Annotated in this window: 19 protein-coding genes; 10 read left to right on the forward strand and 9 right to left on the reverse strand. The window is 58.2% G+C overall.

Features of this window, described 5'->3' with window-relative positions:
* Window positions 1-88: 88 nt before the first annotated feature.
* From OMR58_RS15805 to OMR58_RS15830, 6 genes are all read right to left on the reverse strand, one after another.
* A complete protein-coding gene (locus tag OMR58_RS15805) occupies window positions 89-304 on the reverse strand; it encodes a YdgH/BhsA/McbA-like domain containing protein (RefSeq protein WP_105593585.1) in 216 nt (71 codons plus the stop codon).
* A 317-nt stretch (window positions 305-621) separates the two neighbouring features.
* Complete coding sequence (locus OMR58_RS15810) at window positions 622-1,020, reverse strand: VOC family protein (RefSeq protein ID WP_105593584.1); 399 nt, start codon at window positions 1,018-1,020, stop codon at window positions 622-624.
* A gap of 158 nt (window positions 1,021-1,178) precedes the next feature.
* Window positions 1,179-1,784, reverse strand: a complete 606-nt coding sequence (locus OMR58_RS15815) for an alpha/beta hydrolase (RefSeq protein WP_264546367.1) — start codon at window positions 1,782-1,784, stop codon at window positions 1,179-1,181.
* A gap of 20 nt (window positions 1,785-1,804) precedes the next feature.
* A complete protein-coding gene (locus OMR58_RS15820) occupies window positions 1,805-2,764 on the reverse strand; it encodes a glutathione S-transferase family protein (RefSeq protein WP_264546368.1) in 960 nt (319 codons plus the stop codon).
* 10 nt (window positions 2,765-2,774) lie between these two features.
* A complete protein-coding gene (locus OMR58_RS15825) occupies window positions 2,775-3,191 on the reverse strand; it encodes a DoxX family protein (RefSeq protein WP_105593581.1) in 417 nt (138 codons plus the stop codon).
* A gap of 114 nt (window positions 3,192-3,305) precedes the next feature.
* Window positions 3,306-4,214: a LysR family transcriptional regulator gene (locus tag OMR58_RS15830; protein WP_264546369.1), complete on the reverse strand. Its 909-nt coding sequence runs from the start codon at window positions 4,212-4,214 to the stop codon at window positions 3,306-3,308.
* 232 nt (window positions 4,215-4,446) lie between these two features.
* Here OMR58_RS15830 and OMR58_RS15835 point away from each other — a divergent pair, with 232 nt between their 5' ends.
* Window positions 4,447-6,279, forward strand: coding sequence for an ABC transporter ATP-binding protein (locus OMR58_RS15835; RefSeq protein WP_264546370.1), 1,833 nt, complete (start codon window positions 4,447-4,449; stop codon window positions 6,277-6,279).
* Between the two features lie 2 nt (window positions 6,280-6,281).
* Here OMR58_RS15835 and OMR58_RS15840 read toward each other — a convergent pair whose 3' ends face one another.
* The gene (locus OMR58_RS15840; RefSeq protein ID WP_264546371.1) at window positions 6,282-7,409 is read right to left on the reverse strand and encodes a GNAT family N-acetyltransferase; all 1,128 of its coding nucleotides are present in this window, start codon (window positions 7,407-7,409) and stop codon (window positions 6,282-6,284) included.
* Between the two features lie 204 nt (window positions 7,410-7,613).
* Between OMR58_RS15840 and OMR58_RS15845 the strand changes: the two genes are divergently transcribed.
* The gene (locus OMR58_RS15845) at window positions 7,614-8,519 is read left to right on the forward strand and encodes a siderophore-interacting protein (RefSeq protein WP_264546372.1); all 906 of its coding nucleotides are present in this window, start codon (window positions 7,614-7,616) and stop codon (window positions 8,517-8,519) included.
* Window positions 8,520-8,527: 8 nt separating this feature from the next.
* Here the strand turns inward: OMR58_RS15845 and OMR58_RS15850 are convergent, their stop codons facing one another.
* Window positions 8,528-9,430 carry a LysR family transcriptional regulator gene (locus tag OMR58_RS15850; protein WP_105593576.1) on the reverse strand — a complete coding sequence of 301 codons (903 nt, stop codon included), beginning with the start codon at window positions 9,428-9,430 and terminating at the stop codon, window positions 8,528-8,530.
* 217 nt (window positions 9,431-9,647) lie between these two features.
* Here OMR58_RS15850 and OMR58_RS15855 point away from each other — a divergent pair, with 217 nt between their 5' ends.
* Both OMR58_RS15855 and OMR58_RS15860 read left to right on the forward strand, forming a co-directional pair.
* Complete coding sequence (locus OMR58_RS15855) at window positions 9,648-9,980, forward strand: helix-turn-helix domain-containing protein (RefSeq protein WP_200563158.1); 333 nt, start codon at window positions 9,648-9,650, stop codon at window positions 9,978-9,980.
* Between the two features lie 158 nt (window positions 9,981-10,138).
* The gene (locus OMR58_RS15860; protein WP_105593574.1) at window positions 10,139-10,648 is read left to right on the forward strand and encodes a TIGR00645 family protein; all 510 of its coding nucleotides are present in this window, start codon (window positions 10,139-10,141) and stop codon (window positions 10,646-10,648) included.
* Between the two features lie 30 nt (window positions 10,649-10,678).
* On the opposite strand, the gene OMR58_RS15865 is transcribed toward OMR58_RS15860, so the two are convergent.
* Window positions 10,679-12,667, reverse strand: coding sequence for a sigma-54-dependent Fis family transcriptional regulator (locus tag OMR58_RS15865; protein ID WP_105593573.1), 1,989 nt, complete (start codon window positions 12,665-12,667; stop codon window positions 10,679-10,681).
* 186 nt (window positions 12,668-12,853) lie between these two features.
* On the opposite strand from OMR58_RS15865, the gene OMR58_RS15870 reads away from it, so the two are divergent.
* From OMR58_RS15870 to OMR58_RS15895, 6 genes are all read left to right on the forward strand, one after another.
* Entirely contained in the window at window positions 12,854-13,867 is a 1,014-nt protein-coding gene (locus tag OMR58_RS15870) for a Gfo/Idh/MocA family oxidoreductase (RefSeq protein WP_200563160.1), read from the forward strand.
* Between the two features lie 11 nt (window positions 13,868-13,878).
* Complete coding sequence (locus tag OMR58_RS15875; protein WP_200547221.1) at window positions 13,879-14,655, forward strand: TIM barrel protein; 777 nt, start codon at window positions 13,879-13,881, stop codon at window positions 14,653-14,655.
* Window positions 14,656-14,770: 115 nt separating this feature from the next.
* Window positions 14,771-15,694 (forward strand): substrate-binding domain-containing protein, encoded by a 924-nt coding sequence (locus OMR58_RS15880; protein WP_105593570.1) that lies wholly within the window; start codon window positions 14,771-14,773, stop codon window positions 15,692-15,694.
* 198 nt (window positions 15,695-15,892) lie between these two features.
* Window positions 15,893-16,789: an alpha/beta hydrolase gene (locus OMR58_RS15885; protein ID WP_105593569.1), complete on the forward strand. Its 897-nt coding sequence runs from the start codon at window positions 15,893-15,895 to the stop codon at window positions 16,787-16,789.
* Between the two features lie 193 nt (window positions 16,790-16,982).
* Window positions 16,983-17,300: a CopG family ribbon-helix-helix protein gene (locus OMR58_RS15890; RefSeq protein ID WP_264546373.1), complete on the forward strand. Its 318-nt coding sequence runs from the start codon at window positions 16,983-16,985 to the stop codon at window positions 17,298-17,300.
* Window positions 17,300-17,605, forward strand: coding sequence for a type II toxin-antitoxin system RelE/ParE family toxin (locus OMR58_RS15895; RefSeq protein WP_264546374.1), 306 nt, complete (start codon window positions 17,300-17,302; stop codon window positions 17,603-17,605). Before OMR58_RS15890 ends, OMR58_RS15895 begins: the two co-directional genes overlap by 1 nt.
* The last annotated feature ends 48 nt before the right edge of the window (window positions 17,606-17,653 follow it).

Genomic DNA, 17,653 nt, shown 5'->3' on the forward strand with positions numbered 1-17,653 from the left:
CGCTCGTTTAAAACATTTCCAAACGCTGAAAACCAGAAGAGACCGCCCATCGGGCGGCCTCTTCTGGCATATCCTTATGCGACCATTTTTATTTGATCAATTCCGCAGAAACGTATGCGCCGTTTTCAACGCGTGCGCTGGTGATTTTATAGCCTGCACCCGCCTGCTGAGCCTGAGCGGCGATTTTCGCTTCAGCGCCGTCAAGGGTAGAGGAGGTGGCAGTAATGCTCTGAGCAAAGCTACCGAATGACATCAGTGACAGAGCAGCAACGGCAGCAACAGACAGTGTTTTGATAGTTTTCATGGTCGTATTCCTTCATTTGTATGGTGAGGAGGTTGTTTGCCTCCGATGAATAAATAGTAACTCTAGTTACTATAAGTTAATTAATAATAAGTGCGGTAATCATGATCGTGCTAACTTTTCGATAAACAGATGATATGGGTCAGTCCTTGTTCAGTCAGTGAAAAAGGAGGAGTGGCTGTCGTCAGGAAAGGGTCAGGCGATGGACATGTCAGAAGATAAGCGTGATACCGGGCGACAGGCGACAGGCGACAGGCGACAGGCGGCAGTGCTAAGGGATAATCACGCCGGGCTGGAAGGATTTAGCCCGGCGATAAGACTTATTGCAGGTTTTGGTACAGATCCCAGCGGTTGCCGTAGAGATCCTCAAACACCACCACGGTGCCGTACTCTTCCTGCCGGGGTTCTTCGCAGAAGTGGACGCCGGCCGCTTTCATCGCGTGGTAATCACGCCAGAAATCGTCCGTTTGCAGGAACAGGAATACCCGCCCGCCGCACTGGTTGCCGATAAAAGATTCCTGCCGGTCGTTAGAGGCGCGCGCCAGCAGCAGATTACAGTCGCTCTCCGGGTTTGGCGTCACCACCACCCAGCGCTTGCCCGGCTGCGGCGTGTCTTCAACCAGCGTGAAGCCGAGCTTGTTGGTGTAGTAATCAATCGCCCGATCGTAGTCGTCCACCACGATGGCGACGTATCCCATGCATCTTTTTTGCGTTCTCAAAACTTTATCCTTTCGTTTTATGAGCCAGCCAGGTCTTTGAATATAACCCTAAGACGAAAAAAACCGACGGATGAGGTCGGTTTTTTGTGAGTATTAAGAGAGTGAGGCTCAGAACGGAACAGCGCTATCCACTGTTGGCATCAGGATAAGGTTTCTGTTCAGCTCAAATTCAAACGCTCGGCAATAAACTCCGCCGCAAGCTGCGCACCGCGCGCTGAAATGGTATGCCCGGTACCCGGCTCAAAGTCGCTGCGGGCGCTGACGCCCAGATCGCGCAGCGTCTCTGCCGCCACTTCGCTTTCTGCCACCGGGATCACGCCGTCGGCCATACCGTGGATCAGCAGCACCGGAGTATTCAGCGCCGGAGTCAACGGCTGCGGTGAGGCCAGGCGGCCGGAGAAGGCCACAATCCCGGCGACCGGCCAGCGGCCGGACACCAGCGTATCCAGCGCCATAATCGACCCCTGCGAGAAGCCGACCAGCACCACCTTGTCGAGTTTATCGGTCATCTGATGCTGTTCAAGGATCGCCGTCAGCTCGCGGTCAAATGCTTCCCGCGCTGCGGCCACACGCGCCGGGCGGTTAGCTGGCGTAATACCGGCCAGGCTGAACCACTGATAGCCCGCGCCGTGCTCAAAATGGAACGGCGCGTCAGGGCTGGCGAAACTCACGCCCGGCAGGCTCGGTGCCCAGTGGCGACCCAGCCCGGCCAGATCGTTGCCGTTGCTGCCCACGCCGTGCAGTAAAATAACCAGACCTGTCATGACATTTCTCCTGATGCAGATTACAAACCGTACGCGGTCATATCGGGACCGGCAGGCACAATTCCGTTCGGGTTCAGGCTCTTAATCGAGTAATAGCCCTGCTTAATATGGTCGATACTCACCGTTTCGCGAACGCCCGGCAGCGCCAGCATGCCCAGCAGGAAGCCGTTTAGCGCCGGGTAATCACGCAGCTGCCGCTGATTGCACTTAAAGATGCCGTGATAGGCAACGTCAAAGCGGATCAGGGTCACGAACAGGCGGATATCGGCCTCGGTCAGCGACTCACCAAACAGCCACGGGCCGCGCTGGCTCAGGCGCATCTCCAGCGTATCCAGCATGCCGAAAACATCGTTAAAGGCTTCGCGGTAGCTGACCTCGGTCGTGGCAAACCCGGCGCGGTACACGCCGTTGTTCAGACGGGGATAGATTTCCGCGTTCAGGGCGTCGATCTCGTCCCGCAGCGCCAGCGGACAGAGGTCGATGCTGTCGCTGGCCAGGCTGCCGAAACCGCTGTTAAACATCCGCAGAATGTCGGCGGATTCGTTGCTGACGATGGTAGCGGTTTTTTTATCCCACAGCACCGGCACCGTTGCACGGCCGGTAAAGCTGTCGTCGGCGCGAGTATAGAGCTGATGCAGATACTCGGCGTGATTCAGCGTATCGCGGTCGGAACCGGGATAGTCGCCGAAGCGCCAGCCTTCATCGGTCAGCTTCGGTTCCACCACCGAGACGCTGACCATGTCCTGCAGGCCTTTCAGGCTGCGGGCGATCAGCGTGCGTGATGCCCACGGACAGATCAGCGCCACGTACAGGTGATAGCGATCCGCTTCGGCGGCAAACCCGCCGTCACCGGTGGGGCCGGGTGCGCCATCGGGCGTCACCCAGTGGCGGAAGCTTGAGATCTGGCGAACGAAGCCGCCTTTCTCATCGGTGGCCTGCACCGGGTGCCAGTCCGCCGTCCATTTACCGTTTACCAGCATAGTGACTTCCTTAACGCAGACGTGAATCAGGCAGGGAGGCTTTCAGCGCGTACTTGCCGTCACCGATCAGCGCCAGTACCACCAGGCTGATGGCCCAGAACACAGGATATTCCCAGCCGCCGTTCGGGTTAGTGAACCAGAAGCCCGCCGGACCGTGTACGGTGAAAATCGCACCCAGCAGTACCGGGATCAGCACAATTGCAGCGATGCGCGGACGGTAGCCGACAATCAGCGCCACCGCACCGAGAATTTCCCAGACGATAGTCACGTAGGCCAGGCCGCCGGGCAGACCCAGCGAGGCGAAGAATTTTGCGGTGCCTGCGGGCGTAAAGACAAACAGTTTCAGACCGGCGTGGGCCAGGAACAGGATGCCGAGAGAAAGACGCAGAATGAGCGCGGCCCAGGGAGCGGTGCGGGTATCAGTCATGTTATTTACCTTATTCAGTATGCCATCGGGGGTTGATGGAACGTACTTTACACTGATTCCCTGTGGCTGATTATCCCGCCAGAAACGCAAACATTACTTCCATTTTGGAAGTAATCACCAGCCGCGATCCCACTCCGGCTCACCGGCGTAGTGGCTGACCAGGAAGTCGATCAGCGCCCGGACTTTGTGCGCCAGATGGCGCGCCGGAGGATAGACCGCGTACAGCCCGAGCGGCGGAATTTCGCTGTGGCGCAACAGGGGGCGGATGGTGCCTGCCCGCAATGCCGGACCGGCAATAAAGGTCGGCAGCCGGGCAATGCCCAGCCCGCTCAGCGCGGCGGTCAGGCTGGCTTCGGCGTTGGAAAAGTGCAGGCGGCCGCGCACCGGCAGAGTAACCGCTTCGCCGTCCACGCTGAACGGCCAGTTAAAGGGATCGCGAAAATTGGTGTCGATAATGCAGTTGTGATCGGCCAGCTGCTGATAGCGGGTCGGCGTGCCGTGCGCGCTCAGGTACTCATCGCTGGCGGCAATCACCACCCGCATATCGCTGAGGTGGCGGGCGATCAGGCGGCTGTCGCTCAGCCTGCCGATGCGGATTGCAACGTCAAAGCCTTCATCCACGATGTTGACCAGCCGATCGGAGAAGTTAACGTCCAGCTCGATTTCCGGGTATTCGCGGGCAAAGGCGATCAGCACCGGGGCCAGCTGGCTGGCACCAAAGGTAATTGGCGCGCTGAGCTTGATGCGCCCGGTCGGTTTCCCCGCAGCATGGCGCACCGAGGCATCCAGCGCGTCCCACTCTTCCAGCAGGTTTTTAATGCGGTCGAAGTAGGCCAGCCCGACTTCGGTCGGCGACAGAGCGCGGGTGCTGCGCTTGAGCAGCTGTACGCCCAGCTCGCTTTCCAGCCTGGCGACCAGCTTGGACGCCTGCCCGCTGCTGGTGCCGAGCCGCGCGGCCGCCGCCGCGAAGCTGCCCAGTTCCATTACCGCTACAAACATCCGATCGCAGTCCAGACGTTCCACATGCTTTTCCTGATTCCGAGGGGCAGATATGCCTGCGGGAGGATTTTCCGGGGCCGCAGGCGCTGGCGTTATTAAAGCAGCCTTTGCGGCCGTTGTGCATCCAGGAATCTGCATTTCGCCGTCCGGCCGCCGCATCGGTGGATTATTTACGATACAAAGGCACTGACTGACGCCTGATGACCGGCCTGATGCACTAAGCTTCAGGGTTCTGTTGGTCAACTGAGCCTGTCTTATGTTTTATCACCGTGTTGAAAGGATGATCGATACCTTCAGGGAAGCCCGGGGCACCACGCCGCCCGACAGCGTGTGGCCCTTCTATCTGTTCTATCTGCGCCAGGTGTGGCCGGTCTTTGCGCTGCTGTTGGTGATTGGCTTGATTGCGTCTTTGATCGAAGTTTCGCTGTTTCGCTATCTCAGCCGGATTATCGATCTGGTGAACAGTACCCCGGCCGCCAGCTTCTTCCAGGATCACTACGGCGAACTGCTGTGGATGGCTGCGGTGGCAATGCTGTTTCGTCCGCTGTTTATCGGCCTGCACGACCTGCTGGTGCATCAGACCATTAACCCCGGCATGACCAATATGATCCGCTGGCAGCATCATAACTACGTGCTGCGCCAGAGCCTGAACTTTTTCCAGAACGACTTTGCCGGGCGCATCGCCCAGCGAATTATGCAGACCGGCAGTGCGCTGCGCGATTCTGCGGTGCAGATGGTCGACGCGCTGTGGCACGTGGTGATCTACGCGGTGACCACGCTGGTGCTGTTTGCCGAAGCCGACTGGCGGCTGACCATTCCGCTGATTCTGTGGATTATCGGTTACGTGCTTTGCCTGAAGTATTTTGTGCCGAGGATCAAAGCGCGTTCGGTGGCGTCATCGGATTCACGCTCGCGGCTGATGGGCTTTATTGTGGATGGCTACACCAATATCGCGACCCTCAAGCTGTTTGCCCACGGCGATCTGGAACGCAGCTATGCGCGGGAAGCGCTGGACGATCAGACGCAGAAAACCCGCAGCCAGGGACGAATGGTGACCGGGATGGATGTGGTGGTCACCACGCTCAACGGCCTGCTGATTGTCAGCACCACCGGGCTATCGCTGTGGCTGTGGGGCCAGTCGCTGATCAGCGTCGGCGCGATCGCGCTGGCTACCGGGCTGGTGATCCGCATCGTGAATATGTCCGGCTGGATCATGTGGGTGGTGAACGGCATCTTCGAAAACATTGGCATGGTGCAGGACGGCTTGAAAACCATCTCCCAGCCGCTGAGCGTGAGTGATAAACCCGATGCGGCGGCGCTGGATGTCAGCCGTGGCGAAATCCAGTTTGACGGCATTACCTTTAACTACGGCGGCGAGCGGCGGGTGATTGACGGCCTGCAGCTGGACATTCGACCCGGCGAGAAAATTGGCCTGATTGGCCCGTCGGGTGCCGGGAAGTCGACGCTGGTTAACCTGCTGCTGCGGCTCTACGACCTCAACGGCGGGCGGATTCTGATCGACGGCCAGAATATTGCCGACGTCAGCCAGGAGAGCCTGCGCGCGCAGATTGGGATGATCACCCAGGATACCTCGCTGCTGCACCGTTCAATCCGCGAAAACCTGCTGTATGGCCGCCCCGGCGCCAGCGAAGAGGAGATGCTGCAGGCGATCCATCGGGCGAAGGCTGATGAGTTTATTCCGCTGCTGTCGGATCTCCAGGGCCGCACCGGACTGGATGCATACGTCGGCGAACGCGGCGTGAAGCTTTCCGGCGGTCAGCGCCAGCGTATCGCCATCGCCCGTGTGCTGCTGAAGGATGCGCCGATTTTGATTATGGATGAGGCCACCTCGGCGCTGGATTCCGAAGTGGAAGCGGCGATTCAGGAAAGCCTGGAAGGGCTGATGGGCGGCAAAACGGTGATCGCCATCGCCCACCGCCTGTCGACCATTGCCCGCATGGACCGGCTGGTGGTGCTGGAACAGGGGCGGATTGTCGAGATCGGCAGCCATGCCGAACTGCTGGCGAAGGACGGCCTGTATGCGCGGCTGTGGCGGCATCAGACCGGCGGCTTCGTCGGTGAACAGTAGCGCTATCCGGCGTTAAGCCGGTACGGCAGCGCGTCGCGGGCTTCCTCAGCCCAGGCGCGCACGCCGTCGCGCTCCTGCTGCAGAAAATCCGCCACGGCGTCATGCAGGCCGCCGTGGCGCAGCAGGTGCCAGGATTCTGTCAGTACCGGTTCAAAACCGCGTATCAGCTTGTGCTCCCCCTGTGCCCCGGCGTCAAAGCGCTGTAGTCCGTTATCGATCGCATATTCCATCCCTTGGTAGAAACAGGTTTCAAAGTGCAGGTGGTTGAACTCCGCCAGGCAGCCCCAGTAGCGGCCGTAGAAGGTGCTGCCGTCGACCAGGCTCAGCGCCATAGCCACCGGCTGGTGGTGCTGGCTGGCGATGGTGATGCGCAGCGCTTCCGGCATGCGTTCCGCCAGCAGGCTGAAAAACTGGCGGGTGAGATAGGGCTGGCGGCCGCGAACGAAGTAGGTGTTGGCGTAACAGGTGTAAACAAAATCCCACTGGGCTTCGCTCAGTTCGTGCCCCTGATACCAGCAAAATTCAATGTCCTGCTGGCGTACGCCTTCGCGCTCTTTGCGCAGCTGTTTACGCTTGCGCGAGGTCAGCACGTCGAGAAAATCCTGAAAATCGCGGTAGCCGCGATTGTGCCAGTGATACTGGCAACCGAGGCGCGGCAGCCAGCGGCCGTCCTCCGCCAGCCGATCGCCGAGCGCAGCGTCGTTAAAATTGATATGGCCGCTGTAAAAACCATGGGTGGCGAGAAATTCCGGCAGCGCCTGTAGCAGCCGGTCGGCTGCCTGCGCTTCGCCCAGCAGCCGCGCGCCGCCCACCGGACTGAACGGCACCGCCGACAGCCACTTGGGATAGTAGGGAATGCCCGCCCGCTGGCTGGCATCCGCCCAGGCGTGATCGAAGACGTATTCGCCCATGGAGTGCCGTTTGCCGTAGCCCGGCATTGCCGCCAGCACGCGGTCACCCTCGCGCCACAGCACATGCTGCGGCTGCCAGCCGCTGCGCCCGCCGACCGAGCCGCTCTCTTCCAGCGCGCTGAGGAAAGCGTGGCGCATAAAGGGCTGGTCGTTGGGGGCCAGGGCATCCCACTGACTGGCCGGGATATCGGCCAGCTGCGTCAGAAGGCTTAACGACATCGATACACTCCACGATAAAGAAAAACCTTACGTTGAACGCTTTCGCGACGGAGATCAACGCCTTCCGCCCGGGTGGCACACGCGGATAAATGAAGCTGGATACGGATTGGGGTAATACGCATTCTCATTATCATTTGCCTTTGCTATTCTTGCTGCCCTTATGTGCGGCACGCGCGCACGGCTTTCGGTTAACAAGGTGGATCTATGGCTGCTCAGAGTTATCGCTTATTCAATGTCGTACTGGCGCGCAAGCAGGTACTGTCTCCTTCGATGCTGTGCTGCGTGTTTAGCGGTGAGGAAGTGCGCCAGATGAAGATGGATGCGCCGGACCAGCGCATCAAGCTGCTGCTGCCACCGCCAAGCGGCAAACACTTTGAGCCGGTCGATAACGGCCTGACTTGGTGGGAGAACATGGGCAAGCTGGCGGTGGAAGATCGCCCGATCATGCGCACCTATACCATTCGCCACGTTAACGCCGACGCCGAGGTGCCGGAGATGGAAGTGGAATTCGTGATGCACGGCACCGAAGGCCCGGCATCGGCCTGGGCGCTGAACGCGCAGCCGGGCGACGCGATGCAAATCGCCGCGCCGAACCGCGAATACGGTCAGGACAGCGGCGGCTACGAATGGAATCCGCACGAGCAGGTGAAGCAGGGGCTGGTGGTGGCGGATGAAACCGCGCTACCGGCGGCGAAGGCGATCCTTGAGCAGCTCTCCAGCTGGCAGAACCCGCCGCAGTTACAGGTGTTCCTGGAAGTACCCGAGCGTGGCGACTGCGTCGATCTCAGCCAGTACGCCTTTGCCGATATTCACTGGCTGCCGCGTGACGCCAGCGGAGCCAGCTACGGTGAGGCATTGCTGAGCGCGGTGCGTGAGCACGTGCGCCTGCCGGACAGTGCGCTGGCGCGAGAAGATCTGCGCGAAGAGGCCGAAGGGCAGCTGGTGTGGGATCGCGCCGACCACGACGACGTGCGCTTCCACGGCTGGGTGGCGGCTGAATCGAGCGCGGTGAAGCACCTGCGCCGCTACCTGATCGGCGAGCGCGGCCTGGCTCAGGACTGCATCAGCTTTATGGCCTACTGGAGCCGTGGCCCGCGCCGCAAAGGCTGAGTGCCGGGTCAGTTCTCCATCAGTACCGGGCAGGCTTCTTTCAGCGTGTTATAGAACCAGGTCTTGGCGGTGATGTCGCCGATCTCGGTATGGCCGTAGAGATAAACCTCCAGATTCGGCAGCTGGAACGGCAGTTCGACAATGCGCCCGTTGCCGCGCGCGGCATAGATTTTCGCCGCGCTGAGCGGAATGGTCACCAGCAGCTCGCTGCTGGCGATAATCTCGCCCAGCGCGGTAAAGTGCGGCACCTCCAGCGCGATGCGCCGCTCAAAGCCATACTCCTTAATTTGCGCCTCCACCATATGATGCCCGCTGATGGTCGACACGATAATGTGCTGCTCGGCCAGATAGTCATGCAGCGTCAGCTCGCCGCCGATGCGCGGATGCTGGTTATTCACCAGGCAGACGTAGCGCTCATCCATAATTCTGTCGCGCTGGGCAATCGGTGAAATGCTTTCGTTGCGGCTGCACAGCGTGGCATCCACTTTCCCGGTCAGTAGCCATTCATCAATGCGCATCATCTCGATCGGCAGCACTTCCAGCTGCACATTCGGTGCCAGCTCTCGCAGATGTTTAACCAGCCTTGGCAGCAGCAGCTGCTCGCCGAGGTCGGAGAGTGCGAGGCTAAATTTGTGAAAAGATGTTTCCGGAGAGAAGCTGCGGGTATCCGCCACGGCGGTTTCAATCCCACTGAGCGACTGCTTAAAAACCTTATACAGATGGCTGGCAACCGGCGTCGGCAGCATCCCTTTTCGGCTACGTTTAAACAGCTCGTTATCCGTCGCAGACCGCAGCCGGGCTAGCGCATAGCTAGCAGAAGGCTGCGTGATGAACAGCCGATCGGCAGCACCGCTGACGCTGCGGGTTTCATAAATGGCGATGAAAACCCGAACCAGATTAAGATCCATCATAGGGTTATATAGTTCCTGTCTATATCAGCAGATTCAAATTATCTATTTGAGCTATTTTAAACTTGCTAATAACATCCTTTCTACTTTTTATTGATATGTTCCGTTAATTTTTGCATATCACCTGTTTCATTATATAAATCAAAAAGATAATTCCATCGTAAAAATGAATGGCAGAAGCAGATGCGGGTAATTCGCTGCCGTTGTGGAGTGTGTAGAAATGAAAAATGAAATCGTAGACGTCATCGTAGACTGGATTGATGAACATCTGGAAGAAGGGCTGAATATCGAAGCCGTGGCGGCCAAATCAGGCTACTCCAAATGGCATTTACAGCGGGCGTTCAAAGAGAAAAAAGGCATTACGCTGGCGAGTTTTATCCGCAGCCGCCGCCTGGATCAGGCCGCACAGTGCCTGATTAATTCCACCAAAAGCATTATGACTATTTCGATGGATCTGGGTTTCTCCTCCCAGCAGTGTTTCCAGCGGGTGTTTAAAAAGCACTTCAACGTTACTCCGCGCGACTACCGCGTGCAGTACCGCCAGTATCACTAACGCCTTTCGCCACCCGGTGGCCGGCTGCCTTCGCTGCGGGATGACCTTCCCGCAACGTAAAGTCGTTTAAATTGTTCCGAATCCGGTCCTCCGCGCCTGCTAAAGTTCATCGACCATCAGTTATACTGTGCGCCGTGTTGAACTCTGAACTGGATGCTATGGAACGTTTCGTTGAAAATCTGATTTACACCTCACGTTGGCTGTTGGCTCCAATCTACCTTGGGCTGTCGCTGGGATTGCTGGCGCTGGGCATTAAGTTTTTCCAGGAAGTCTTCCACCTGCTGCCGCATGTGATCGAGATGACCGAAAACGACATGGTGCTGATGCTGCTGTCGATGATCGACATGACCCTGGTCGGCGGGCTGCTGGTGATGGTGATGCTCTCCGGCTATGAAAACTTCGTTTCCAAGCTGGATCTGGATGAGCACCGCGAAAAGCTGAGCTGGCTGGGTAAAATGGACTCCGGCTCGCTGAAGAACAAAGTGGCGGCGTCGATTGTGGCTATCTCCTCAATCCACCTGCTGCGGATCTTTATGGACGCGCGCAACGTACCCGACAACAAGCTGCTGTGGTACGTGATTATTCACCTGACCTTCGTGCTGTCCGCCTTTGTGATGGGCTACCTCGACAGCATGTCGCGCAAAGATAAAGACAAAACCTTAATCTGATTTTCTCAGACTCTCGCCGGTAGCACTGCGCTACCGGCGGAACTCATCCACGCTTATCGCGTACTTCTTCAGTTTGTTATACAGCCCGGCGCGCGACAGCCCCATCTGCTGTGCGGCCTGCCGCAGATTGCCGTTGAGCGAATTCAGCGTGGCAATAATATGCACCCGCTCATTTTCATCCAGCCGCACGGCGTGGGTGGTGGTGCCCCGTGAAACCGCCAACTCCGGCTGTGAGCGGCCCGCCTGGATCACCTCTTCCGGTAGATCGACGGCGTCAATATGCAGCCCGTTATGGGTATTGATCACCCGCTCGACGATGTTTTCCAGCTCGCGCACGTTGCCCGGCCACGGATACTGGCACAGTGCCTCAATCGCCCGTGGCGTAAACTGCACGTTCACTTTTTTCAGCTGGGTGCAGACCTTTTCCCGGAACCATTCGGTGAGTGCCGGAATATCGCTGCTGCGCTCGCGCAGTGCCGGAATGGGGATCGAGATGACGTTCAGCCGGTAGTACAGGTCGCGGCGAAACGCGCCGGTTTCCACTGCCTTCAGCAGATTACAGTTTGTCGCGGCGATAATCCGCACGTTCACCTTCACCGCCTGCGATGCGCCGATGCGCACCACTTCACTCTCCTGCAATACGCGCAGCAGGCTGGTTTGCGCCTCCAGCGGCATGTCGCCAATCTCATCAAGGAACAACGTGCCGCCGTCGGCCAGCTCAAATTTTCCCGCCGCGCCGCCGCGCCGCGATCCGGTAAAGGCACCGTCGGCGTAGCCAAACAGTTCGCTCTGTACCAGATCGCGCGGCAGCGCTCCACAGTTCACGGCGATAAACGCTTCGCCGCTGCGCAGGCTTTCATTGTGGATCGCCTGGGCAAACAGCTCTTTGCCGGTGCCGCTCTCACCGGTCAGCAGCACCGTACTGTCACTGCGGCAGCAGCTGCGCGCTTTTTCCATCGCCGCCATCAGCGTGGGTGCGCTGCCGCACAGCATGTCGAAGGTATAGCTGGCGTTAACGCCCATCACCCGGCGAGTAATGGCGCGAATACGCTGGTTTTCCCGCAGGGCGATAATCTTGCCGCCGGTCGGCGCGGGCATCACCGACACCAGGCAGGAGACGTGCTGATTTTCTGACGGTACAAACACCACTTCGCGGTCGTTGCAGAAGGTCATGGTCGCCAGCCGCGCGTTTTGCGGATTCAGCACCGCATCCACCTGATGGCCGGTGCGGGCGAAGCCGTGGAAGATCTGCCGCGCGTAGCGGTTGATGGTTTTGATCGTCCCGCTGCGATCCAGCACGATCACCCCTTCATTCAATGTTTCCAGGATCGACTTCTGCTCCGCCAGCAGGGCGCGCAGGATCAGCTGCTGGCCCACCGCTTCCGCCGCCGCCTGCACGGTGCCGAGGGTGTGATAGTGGAAGTTATCCTGGGTGGCGGTCAGCGTCAGTACGCCAATCATCCGCCCTTCGGCATCGCGGATTGGCGCGGCGGCACAGGGATAGTGGCGGCTGCGCAGGGCAAACTTCCAGTTCTCACCGCTGAGCAGATAGACCACCCGCTGCTGCTTCAGGCAGCGCGCGGTGCAGTTGGTCCCCATCTCGGATTCACGCAGGATGCTGCCCACCGGGGTGATATCCAGCCCGCAGTAGGAGAGGGTGATGCCGTTGGCGTCGGTGAGATTGATATGGCCGTCGGGATTATAGGCCAGCAGATTTTCCATAATCCCTCTCGCCACCTCAATCAGCACGGCGTTATCCGCCAGAATCTGCTTCACCTCATCCTGCGGTGGGAAGGTGTAGGCAAAAAAAGCCGGATCGATACCAGCATCGCGGCTGTATTTCCACGAGTTCAGAATGTCGGGGCGCACGAAATCCGGCTCTTTACCGGCATCAAAATCACGGCGTGCCTGCTCAAGCAGCGCATCCCAGCGCCGGGCTTCCTGGCTGTTTTCCGGCAGGCTCAGCTTACCGTCGCACTCTGCGCCAATGGCTGCCCTCAGAACGGGTTGATGATTCATGCTCTTCCCTCCGCTTATCGAGTGTCCATTTTATCGACATGTTAAGTTGACATGTTTTTTTTATGTCCATTTTGTGATCGCAGCGGGCAGAGAAAAGCGCGCCGTCAGGGGATTGTCAGGCTGGCATAGCCTTTGCTTATGACAAAGACACAACGAATGTCTGCCAGTAACCTGAAGGGGAACAAGATGTCTGCAACAAAAAAAATTATACGCGTAGGTCTGATTGGCGCGGGACGGATGGGGAGCTTCCACGCGACCTCTCTGGCTCAGCGTGTACCGGGTGCAGTACTGGCGGCGGTGGCCGATCCGGTCCCGGGCGCGGCCCAGCGCCTGGCGGAGAAACTCGGCGTTGAGCACTTCTACAGCGAACCGCAGGCGATGCTCGACAGCCCGGATATTGACGCGGTCGTCATCGTTTCCCCGGCGCGTACTCATGCTGAACTGGTGGTCGCCGCCGCGCGCGCCGGTAAGCACGTCTTCTGCGAAAAACCGATGGCCGTAACCCTCGAAGAAGCCGATCGCGCCATTGCCGCCGCCCGCGAGGCCGGTGTGGTGTTGCAGGTGGGCTTCAACCGCCGCTTTGCCAGCGGATTTGCCGCCGCGCTGGCGGAAATCAAGGCCGGTAAAATCGGTACGCCACAGCTGCTGCGCTCGCTGACCCGCGACCCGGCCCCGCTGCGCGATCCTACGCCAATCCCACCGTGGACGATTTATCTGGAAACCCTGATCCACGATTTCGACACCCTGCTGCACTGCAACCCGGGCGCGAAGCCGGTGGAAGTCTATGCCATCGCCGACGCGCTGGTGCGCCCGGACTTCAAGGACAAAGGCCTGCTGGATACCTCCGTGGTCACCATCCGCTTTGATAACGGCGCGATCGCCATTGCCGAAGCCAACTTCCAGGCGGTGTACGGCTATGACGTACGCGGTGAAGTGTTCGGCAGCAACGGCATGCTGCAAATCGGCAATATCAACGTCAACAACGCGGTGCGCTACACGGCGGAAGGTATCTCGATTGATACGTCGCGCCAGGACACCGATCTGCTGGCCGACGCCTACATTGCTGAACTCACTGAGTTTGTACGCTGCGCTGCCACCGGCGAAACCCCGCGTGCCACCGGTGAAGATGCGCGGAACGCGCTGGCGATTGCGCTGGCCTGTATCGCCTCCGTACAGCAAAACCTCCCGGTTAAATTATAAGGATCGTCACCATGTCCGATTACAGCCTGTCCGTCAGTGCCGAAATGGTTTTCCTCGATCTGCCGTTTATTGAACGCGTGCAGCGTATTCACCAGCTGGGTTTCGGCGTGGAGATCTGGCACTGGGAAAATAAAGATATCGATGCGCTGGCGGCCACCGGTGCACGTTTCACCTCGATGACCGGTTATCTGACCGGCAACCTGACCGACGATGCGGAAATTGAAAACCTGCTGAGCAGCGCCGCCGAATCGCTGGCGGTGGCCGAACGGCTGAACTGCCCGTCGCTGAATCTGCACGGCACCGGGCTGGATAATAAGGGCCTGCCGGTGAAGCCGGTGGATATCGTCACCGGTGAGATGTGGGTGAAAGCGGTGAGAACGCTGGAGAAGCTGGCGGCGCTGGGCGAGAAAGCCGGGCGGGTGTTCACCCTGGAAAACCTTAATACCGCCGTCGATCATCCGCGTACGCCGTTCGCCAAAGCGGCGGATACCCTGGCGCTGGTGGAAGCGGTCAACAGCCCGTATTTGAAGATGAATCTGGACCTCTACCACGCGCAGATCGGCGAGGGCAACCTGATTGAGCTGGTACAGCGCAGCGGTAATGCGATCGGTGAAATTCAGGTGGCGGATGTACCGGGCCGCTGCGAGCCGGGCACCGGAGAGATCAACTATCGCGCGGTGGCGAAAGCGCTGCGCGCCATGAATTACCGGGGGGTAATTGCGCTGGAAGGCTGGGCGTCAGGGGACACTGAAACAGCTCTGGCAAGCTTTAAAGCGCACTTTGAGTAATGCAGTACCGATGCGGCCAGCCCTGGCCGCAATTTTTTTTCCAATAAGTAAGACGTTCACCCGATGTTTTGTAGTTAAAAAATAATAACTTACCTATACCTACAGGAATCATGCTATGAACACTAAAAAAATCGCACTGCTCGTTTGCGCTATGGCGCTGGCTCCGGCTTCCCAGGCGAAAGACCTGCGCATTGGCGTTGCGCTGGCCAACTTCGATCTTAACTTTGTCTCCATTCTGCGTACCCAGATGGCTAACGAGATGAAGAAAGAGAACATTCAGGGACAGTTTGAAGATGCCAAGGGCGATGTGGCGGTCCAGGTTCAGCAGGTTGAGAACTTTATTAACCAGGGCGTTGACGCGATTATTCTGAACCCGGTGGATACTCAGGGCGTTAAACGCATGATGGATGCGGCCACCAAAGCCAATATCCCGCTGATCTTTGTTAACCGTAAGCCGGAAGTTGAGCTGACCGGCAAGATGGCCTACGTGGGCTCCGACTCGCTGCTGGGCGGCCAGATGGAGATGGAAGCGCTGGCGAAAAAGATGAATTACAAAGGCAACGTCGCCATTCTGATGGGCGCGCTGTCGGCGGAGGAAGCGCGCCAGCGTACCAAAGCCACGGAAGAAGTGATCGCCAAATATAAAGACATGAAAGTGATCGAGAAGCAGTCCGCCCAGTGGATGCGTAACGAAGCGGTGGATGTGACCTCCGGCTGGCTGCTCTCCGGCGATAAGATCGATGCGATTGCCGCCAACAACGATGAGATGGCTATCGGCGCGATTATGGCCCTCGGCCAGAGTGGTAAAAAAGATATTCTGGTCGCCGGCATCGACGGCACCCCGGATGCCCTGCAGTTTATTAAAAACGGCAAGCTGGCGTTAACCGTGTTCCAGGATGCGGCAGGCCAGGGCGTGGGCGCAGTGACCATGGCGAAGCAGGTGATTGACGGTACCAATAAAGACAAATTTATGTGGATTCCGTATCAGGTGATCACCAAAGAAAACTACGAAGAGTTCACCAAAAAGAACGTGAAGTAATCTTCCCGCCGGGTCCTGAATCAACAGGACCCGCTATTGTCTGTTTCCGTCTGAGTAATCCCACATTTAGTGATGAAAAAAGTGTGACGCCTGTAGCATTTTGCCACGCTTGTGAATACTATTTCGCCACTGAGATCCGCCGTCCTGGCGCTCAACGATAACCTCCCTGTTTCCTGCTGAGAATGTTGGATATGTACGATGATTAGTCGCCGCCGCCTGCTGCTCGGCTCCGGCGCGTTTGTCCTTGCCATGAGCACCGATAACCTGTTCGCACGTCAGGACTTTTTTCCTCTGTGGCCGGACGATCCGCCGGGCGGTGGAGGCCCTAAAGGGGCGCTGCGCATCTCGCCTAACGGTTCGTGGTCGAATATCGTCAGCCCCGGCATCCAGCGTTTTCAGCCGGAAGTGCCGAATGGAAAAGCTGTGCTGATTGCTGCCGGTGGGGGATATCGCTGGATCGGCATGGGGCGCGAAGGCTGGCCGGTGGCGCGCTGGCTGACGTCGAAGGGCTTTACTGCCTATGTACTCAGCTATCGTCTTCCCGGTGAACACTGGCAGGACGGTAACCTCGTTTCGTTGCAGGATGCTCAGCGGGCGATCCGTCTGGTGCGCTCAATGGAGCGCAGCGTACATCTGCTCGGGTTCTCCGCCGGAGGACATCTTTTCGGCATGGCCGCTGCCCGGCCCGAATACGATTCCTATCAGCCGCAGGATGCGCTGGACGAACTGGTGCCGAAGGTCGACAGCGTGGGGCTGATTTATCCGGTGATCACTCTCGAAGCGCCTTACACTCATACCAATACCCACCTGTCGCTGGTGGGCAATCATCCTTCTCCCGCCGAAGAGGCCAGCTGGTCGGTACAAAACTACGTGACCCGCGCCTATCCGCCGCTGTTTATGGCGCAGGCGGAAGACGACACCACCTCTAACCCGGAAAACAGCGTGATCATGCACGATACCTGCCGCCGGATGGGCGTTTCGGTACAGATGATCCGCATTTCCAAGGGCGGCCACGGCTTTGGTCTGGGTAAGGTGGGCACCCCGGCCGCAATCTGGGATGAAGCCTACGCGGTGTGGCTGGCGGCACGCGGGTGATTTTTGCTTTTCTTTAGCCGTTTGATTTTCGGCTGTGAATTTGCGAGCGGCCTCGGTTAATCGGTCGAAATACCAGCGCTAACGGACACGCTGTGGCATAAATAGCGGTGTCTATTCACATGGAGTCGCGCAGATTTTTCAGGCGTGTGGCACAGAACCCGGTTGCTGGCGGGTGAGATCAGGATGATTTAGTATGATTAGAATTGAAGCACATTATGAGAGCTCCATTATGGGACAGACAAAAACACGTGCGGTTAGCGCCTGTGTTACCCTGGAAATGGCAGAGAAACTCGATCGGATAGCGGCGGACTACAGTTGCTCACAGGAATTGCTGATAAAGCAGGCCCTACAGGATTTAATTGACCAGGAGGAGCAGCGTCATCAGATGACGCTGGAAGCTCTGGCCGCTGTGGATGAAGGCCGCGTTGTTGCCCATGATGATGTGATGCAATGGGCGAAAAGTTTAGGCACAGAGAACGCTTTATCGGTACCCAAATCCGGTAAACGGTAATGGCGTTGCTCTGGACGCAGCCGGCGATTGACGATCTCGACCGTATTTATCGCTTTCTGGTAGAGGTTAATCCTCTGGCCGCTGCTGGCGCGGTACAATCGCTGGTAACGGCTGCAAATAATCTTACTGTCTACCCGCGCAGTGGAGCTGCTTTAAAGGCGTATCATCCGCGAGACGTTCGGCGACTCATCCTCGGGCATTATGAAATGCGCTATGAATTTCAAGAAGAGACGGTCTTCATTCTTCGCATATGGCATACCCGGGAGCACCGTTTGATCAATGGCACTGAACCTGACAAACAATAGCTTTAATTATCGGCTAACCATTTTGTACAGCGATCGGTGCTACCTGCG

The sequence above is a fragment of the Erwinia sp. INIA01 genome (genome assembly GCF_025947915.1).
Lineage (GTDB): Bacteria > Pseudomonadota > Gammaproteobacteria > Enterobacterales > Enterobacteriaceae > Erwinia > Erwinia coffeiphila.

Excerpts from the sequence above, each read along its gene's own strand:
- OMR58_RS15805 (WP_105593585.1), bottom strand. The coding sequence starts at position 304 with ATGAAAACTATCAAAACACTGTCTGTTGCTGCCGTTGCTGCTCTGTCA.
- OMR58_RS15815 (WP_264546367.1), bottom strand. The coding sequence starts at position 1,784 with ATGACAGGTCTGGTTATTTTACTGCACGGCGTGGGCAGCAACGGCAAC.
- OMR58_RS15820 (WP_264546368.1), bottom strand. The coding sequence starts at position 2,764 with ATGCTGGTAAACGGTAAATGGACGGCGGACTGGCACCCGGTGCAGGCC.
- OMR58_RS15825 (WP_105593581.1), bottom strand. The coding sequence starts at position 3,191 with ATGACTGATACCCGCACCGCTCCCTGGGCCGCGCTCATTCTGCGTCTT.
- OMR58_RS15835 (WP_264546370.1), top strand. The coding sequence starts at position 4,447 with ATGTTTTATCACCGTGTTGAAAGGATGATCGATACCTTCAGGGAAGCC.
- OMR58_RS15840 (WP_264546371.1), bottom strand. The coding sequence starts at position 7,409 with ATGTCGTTAAGCCTTCTGACGCAGCTGGCCGATATCCCGGCCAGTCAG.
- OMR58_RS15845 (WP_264546372.1), top strand. The coding sequence starts at position 7,614 with ATGGCTGCTCAGAGTTATCGCTTATTCAATGTCGTACTGGCGCGCAAG.
- OMR58_RS15850 (WP_105593576.1), bottom strand. The coding sequence starts at position 9,430 with ATGATGGATCTTAATCTGGTTCGGGTTTTCATCGCCATTTATGAAACC.
- OMR58_RS15855 (WP_200563158.1), top strand. The coding sequence starts at position 9,648 with ATGAAAAATGAAATCGTAGACGTCATCGTAGACTGGATTGATGAACAT.
- OMR58_RS15860 (WP_105593574.1), top strand. The coding sequence starts at position 10,139 with ATGGAACGTTTCGTTGAAAATCTGATTTACACCTCACGTTGGCTGTTG.
- OMR58_RS15865 (WP_105593573.1), bottom strand. The coding sequence starts at position 12,667 with ATGAATCATCAACCCGTTCTGAGGGCAGCCATTGGCGCAGAGTGCGAC.
- OMR58_RS15870 (WP_200563160.1), top strand. The coding sequence starts at position 12,854 with ATGTCTGCAACAAAAAAAATTATACGCGTAGGTCTGATTGGCGCGGGA.
- OMR58_RS15875 (WP_200547221.1), top strand. The coding sequence starts at position 13,879 with ATGTCCGATTACAGCCTGTCCGTCAGTGCCGAAATGGTTTTCCTCGAT.
- OMR58_RS15880 (WP_105593570.1), top strand. The coding sequence starts at position 14,771 with ATGAACACTAAAAAAATCGCACTGCTCGTTTGCGCTATGGCGCTGGCT.
- OMR58_RS15885 (WP_105593569.1), top strand. The coding sequence starts at position 15,893 with ATGATTAGTCGCCGCCGCCTGCTGCTCGGCTCCGGCGCGTTTGTCCTT.
- OMR58_RS15890 (WP_264546373.1), top strand. The coding sequence starts at position 16,983 with ATGATTAGAATTGAAGCACATTATGAGAGCTCCATTATGGGACAGACA.
- OMR58_RS15895 (WP_264546374.1), top strand. The coding sequence starts at position 17,300 with ATGGCGTTGCTCTGGACGCAGCCGGCGATTGACGATCTCGACCGTATT.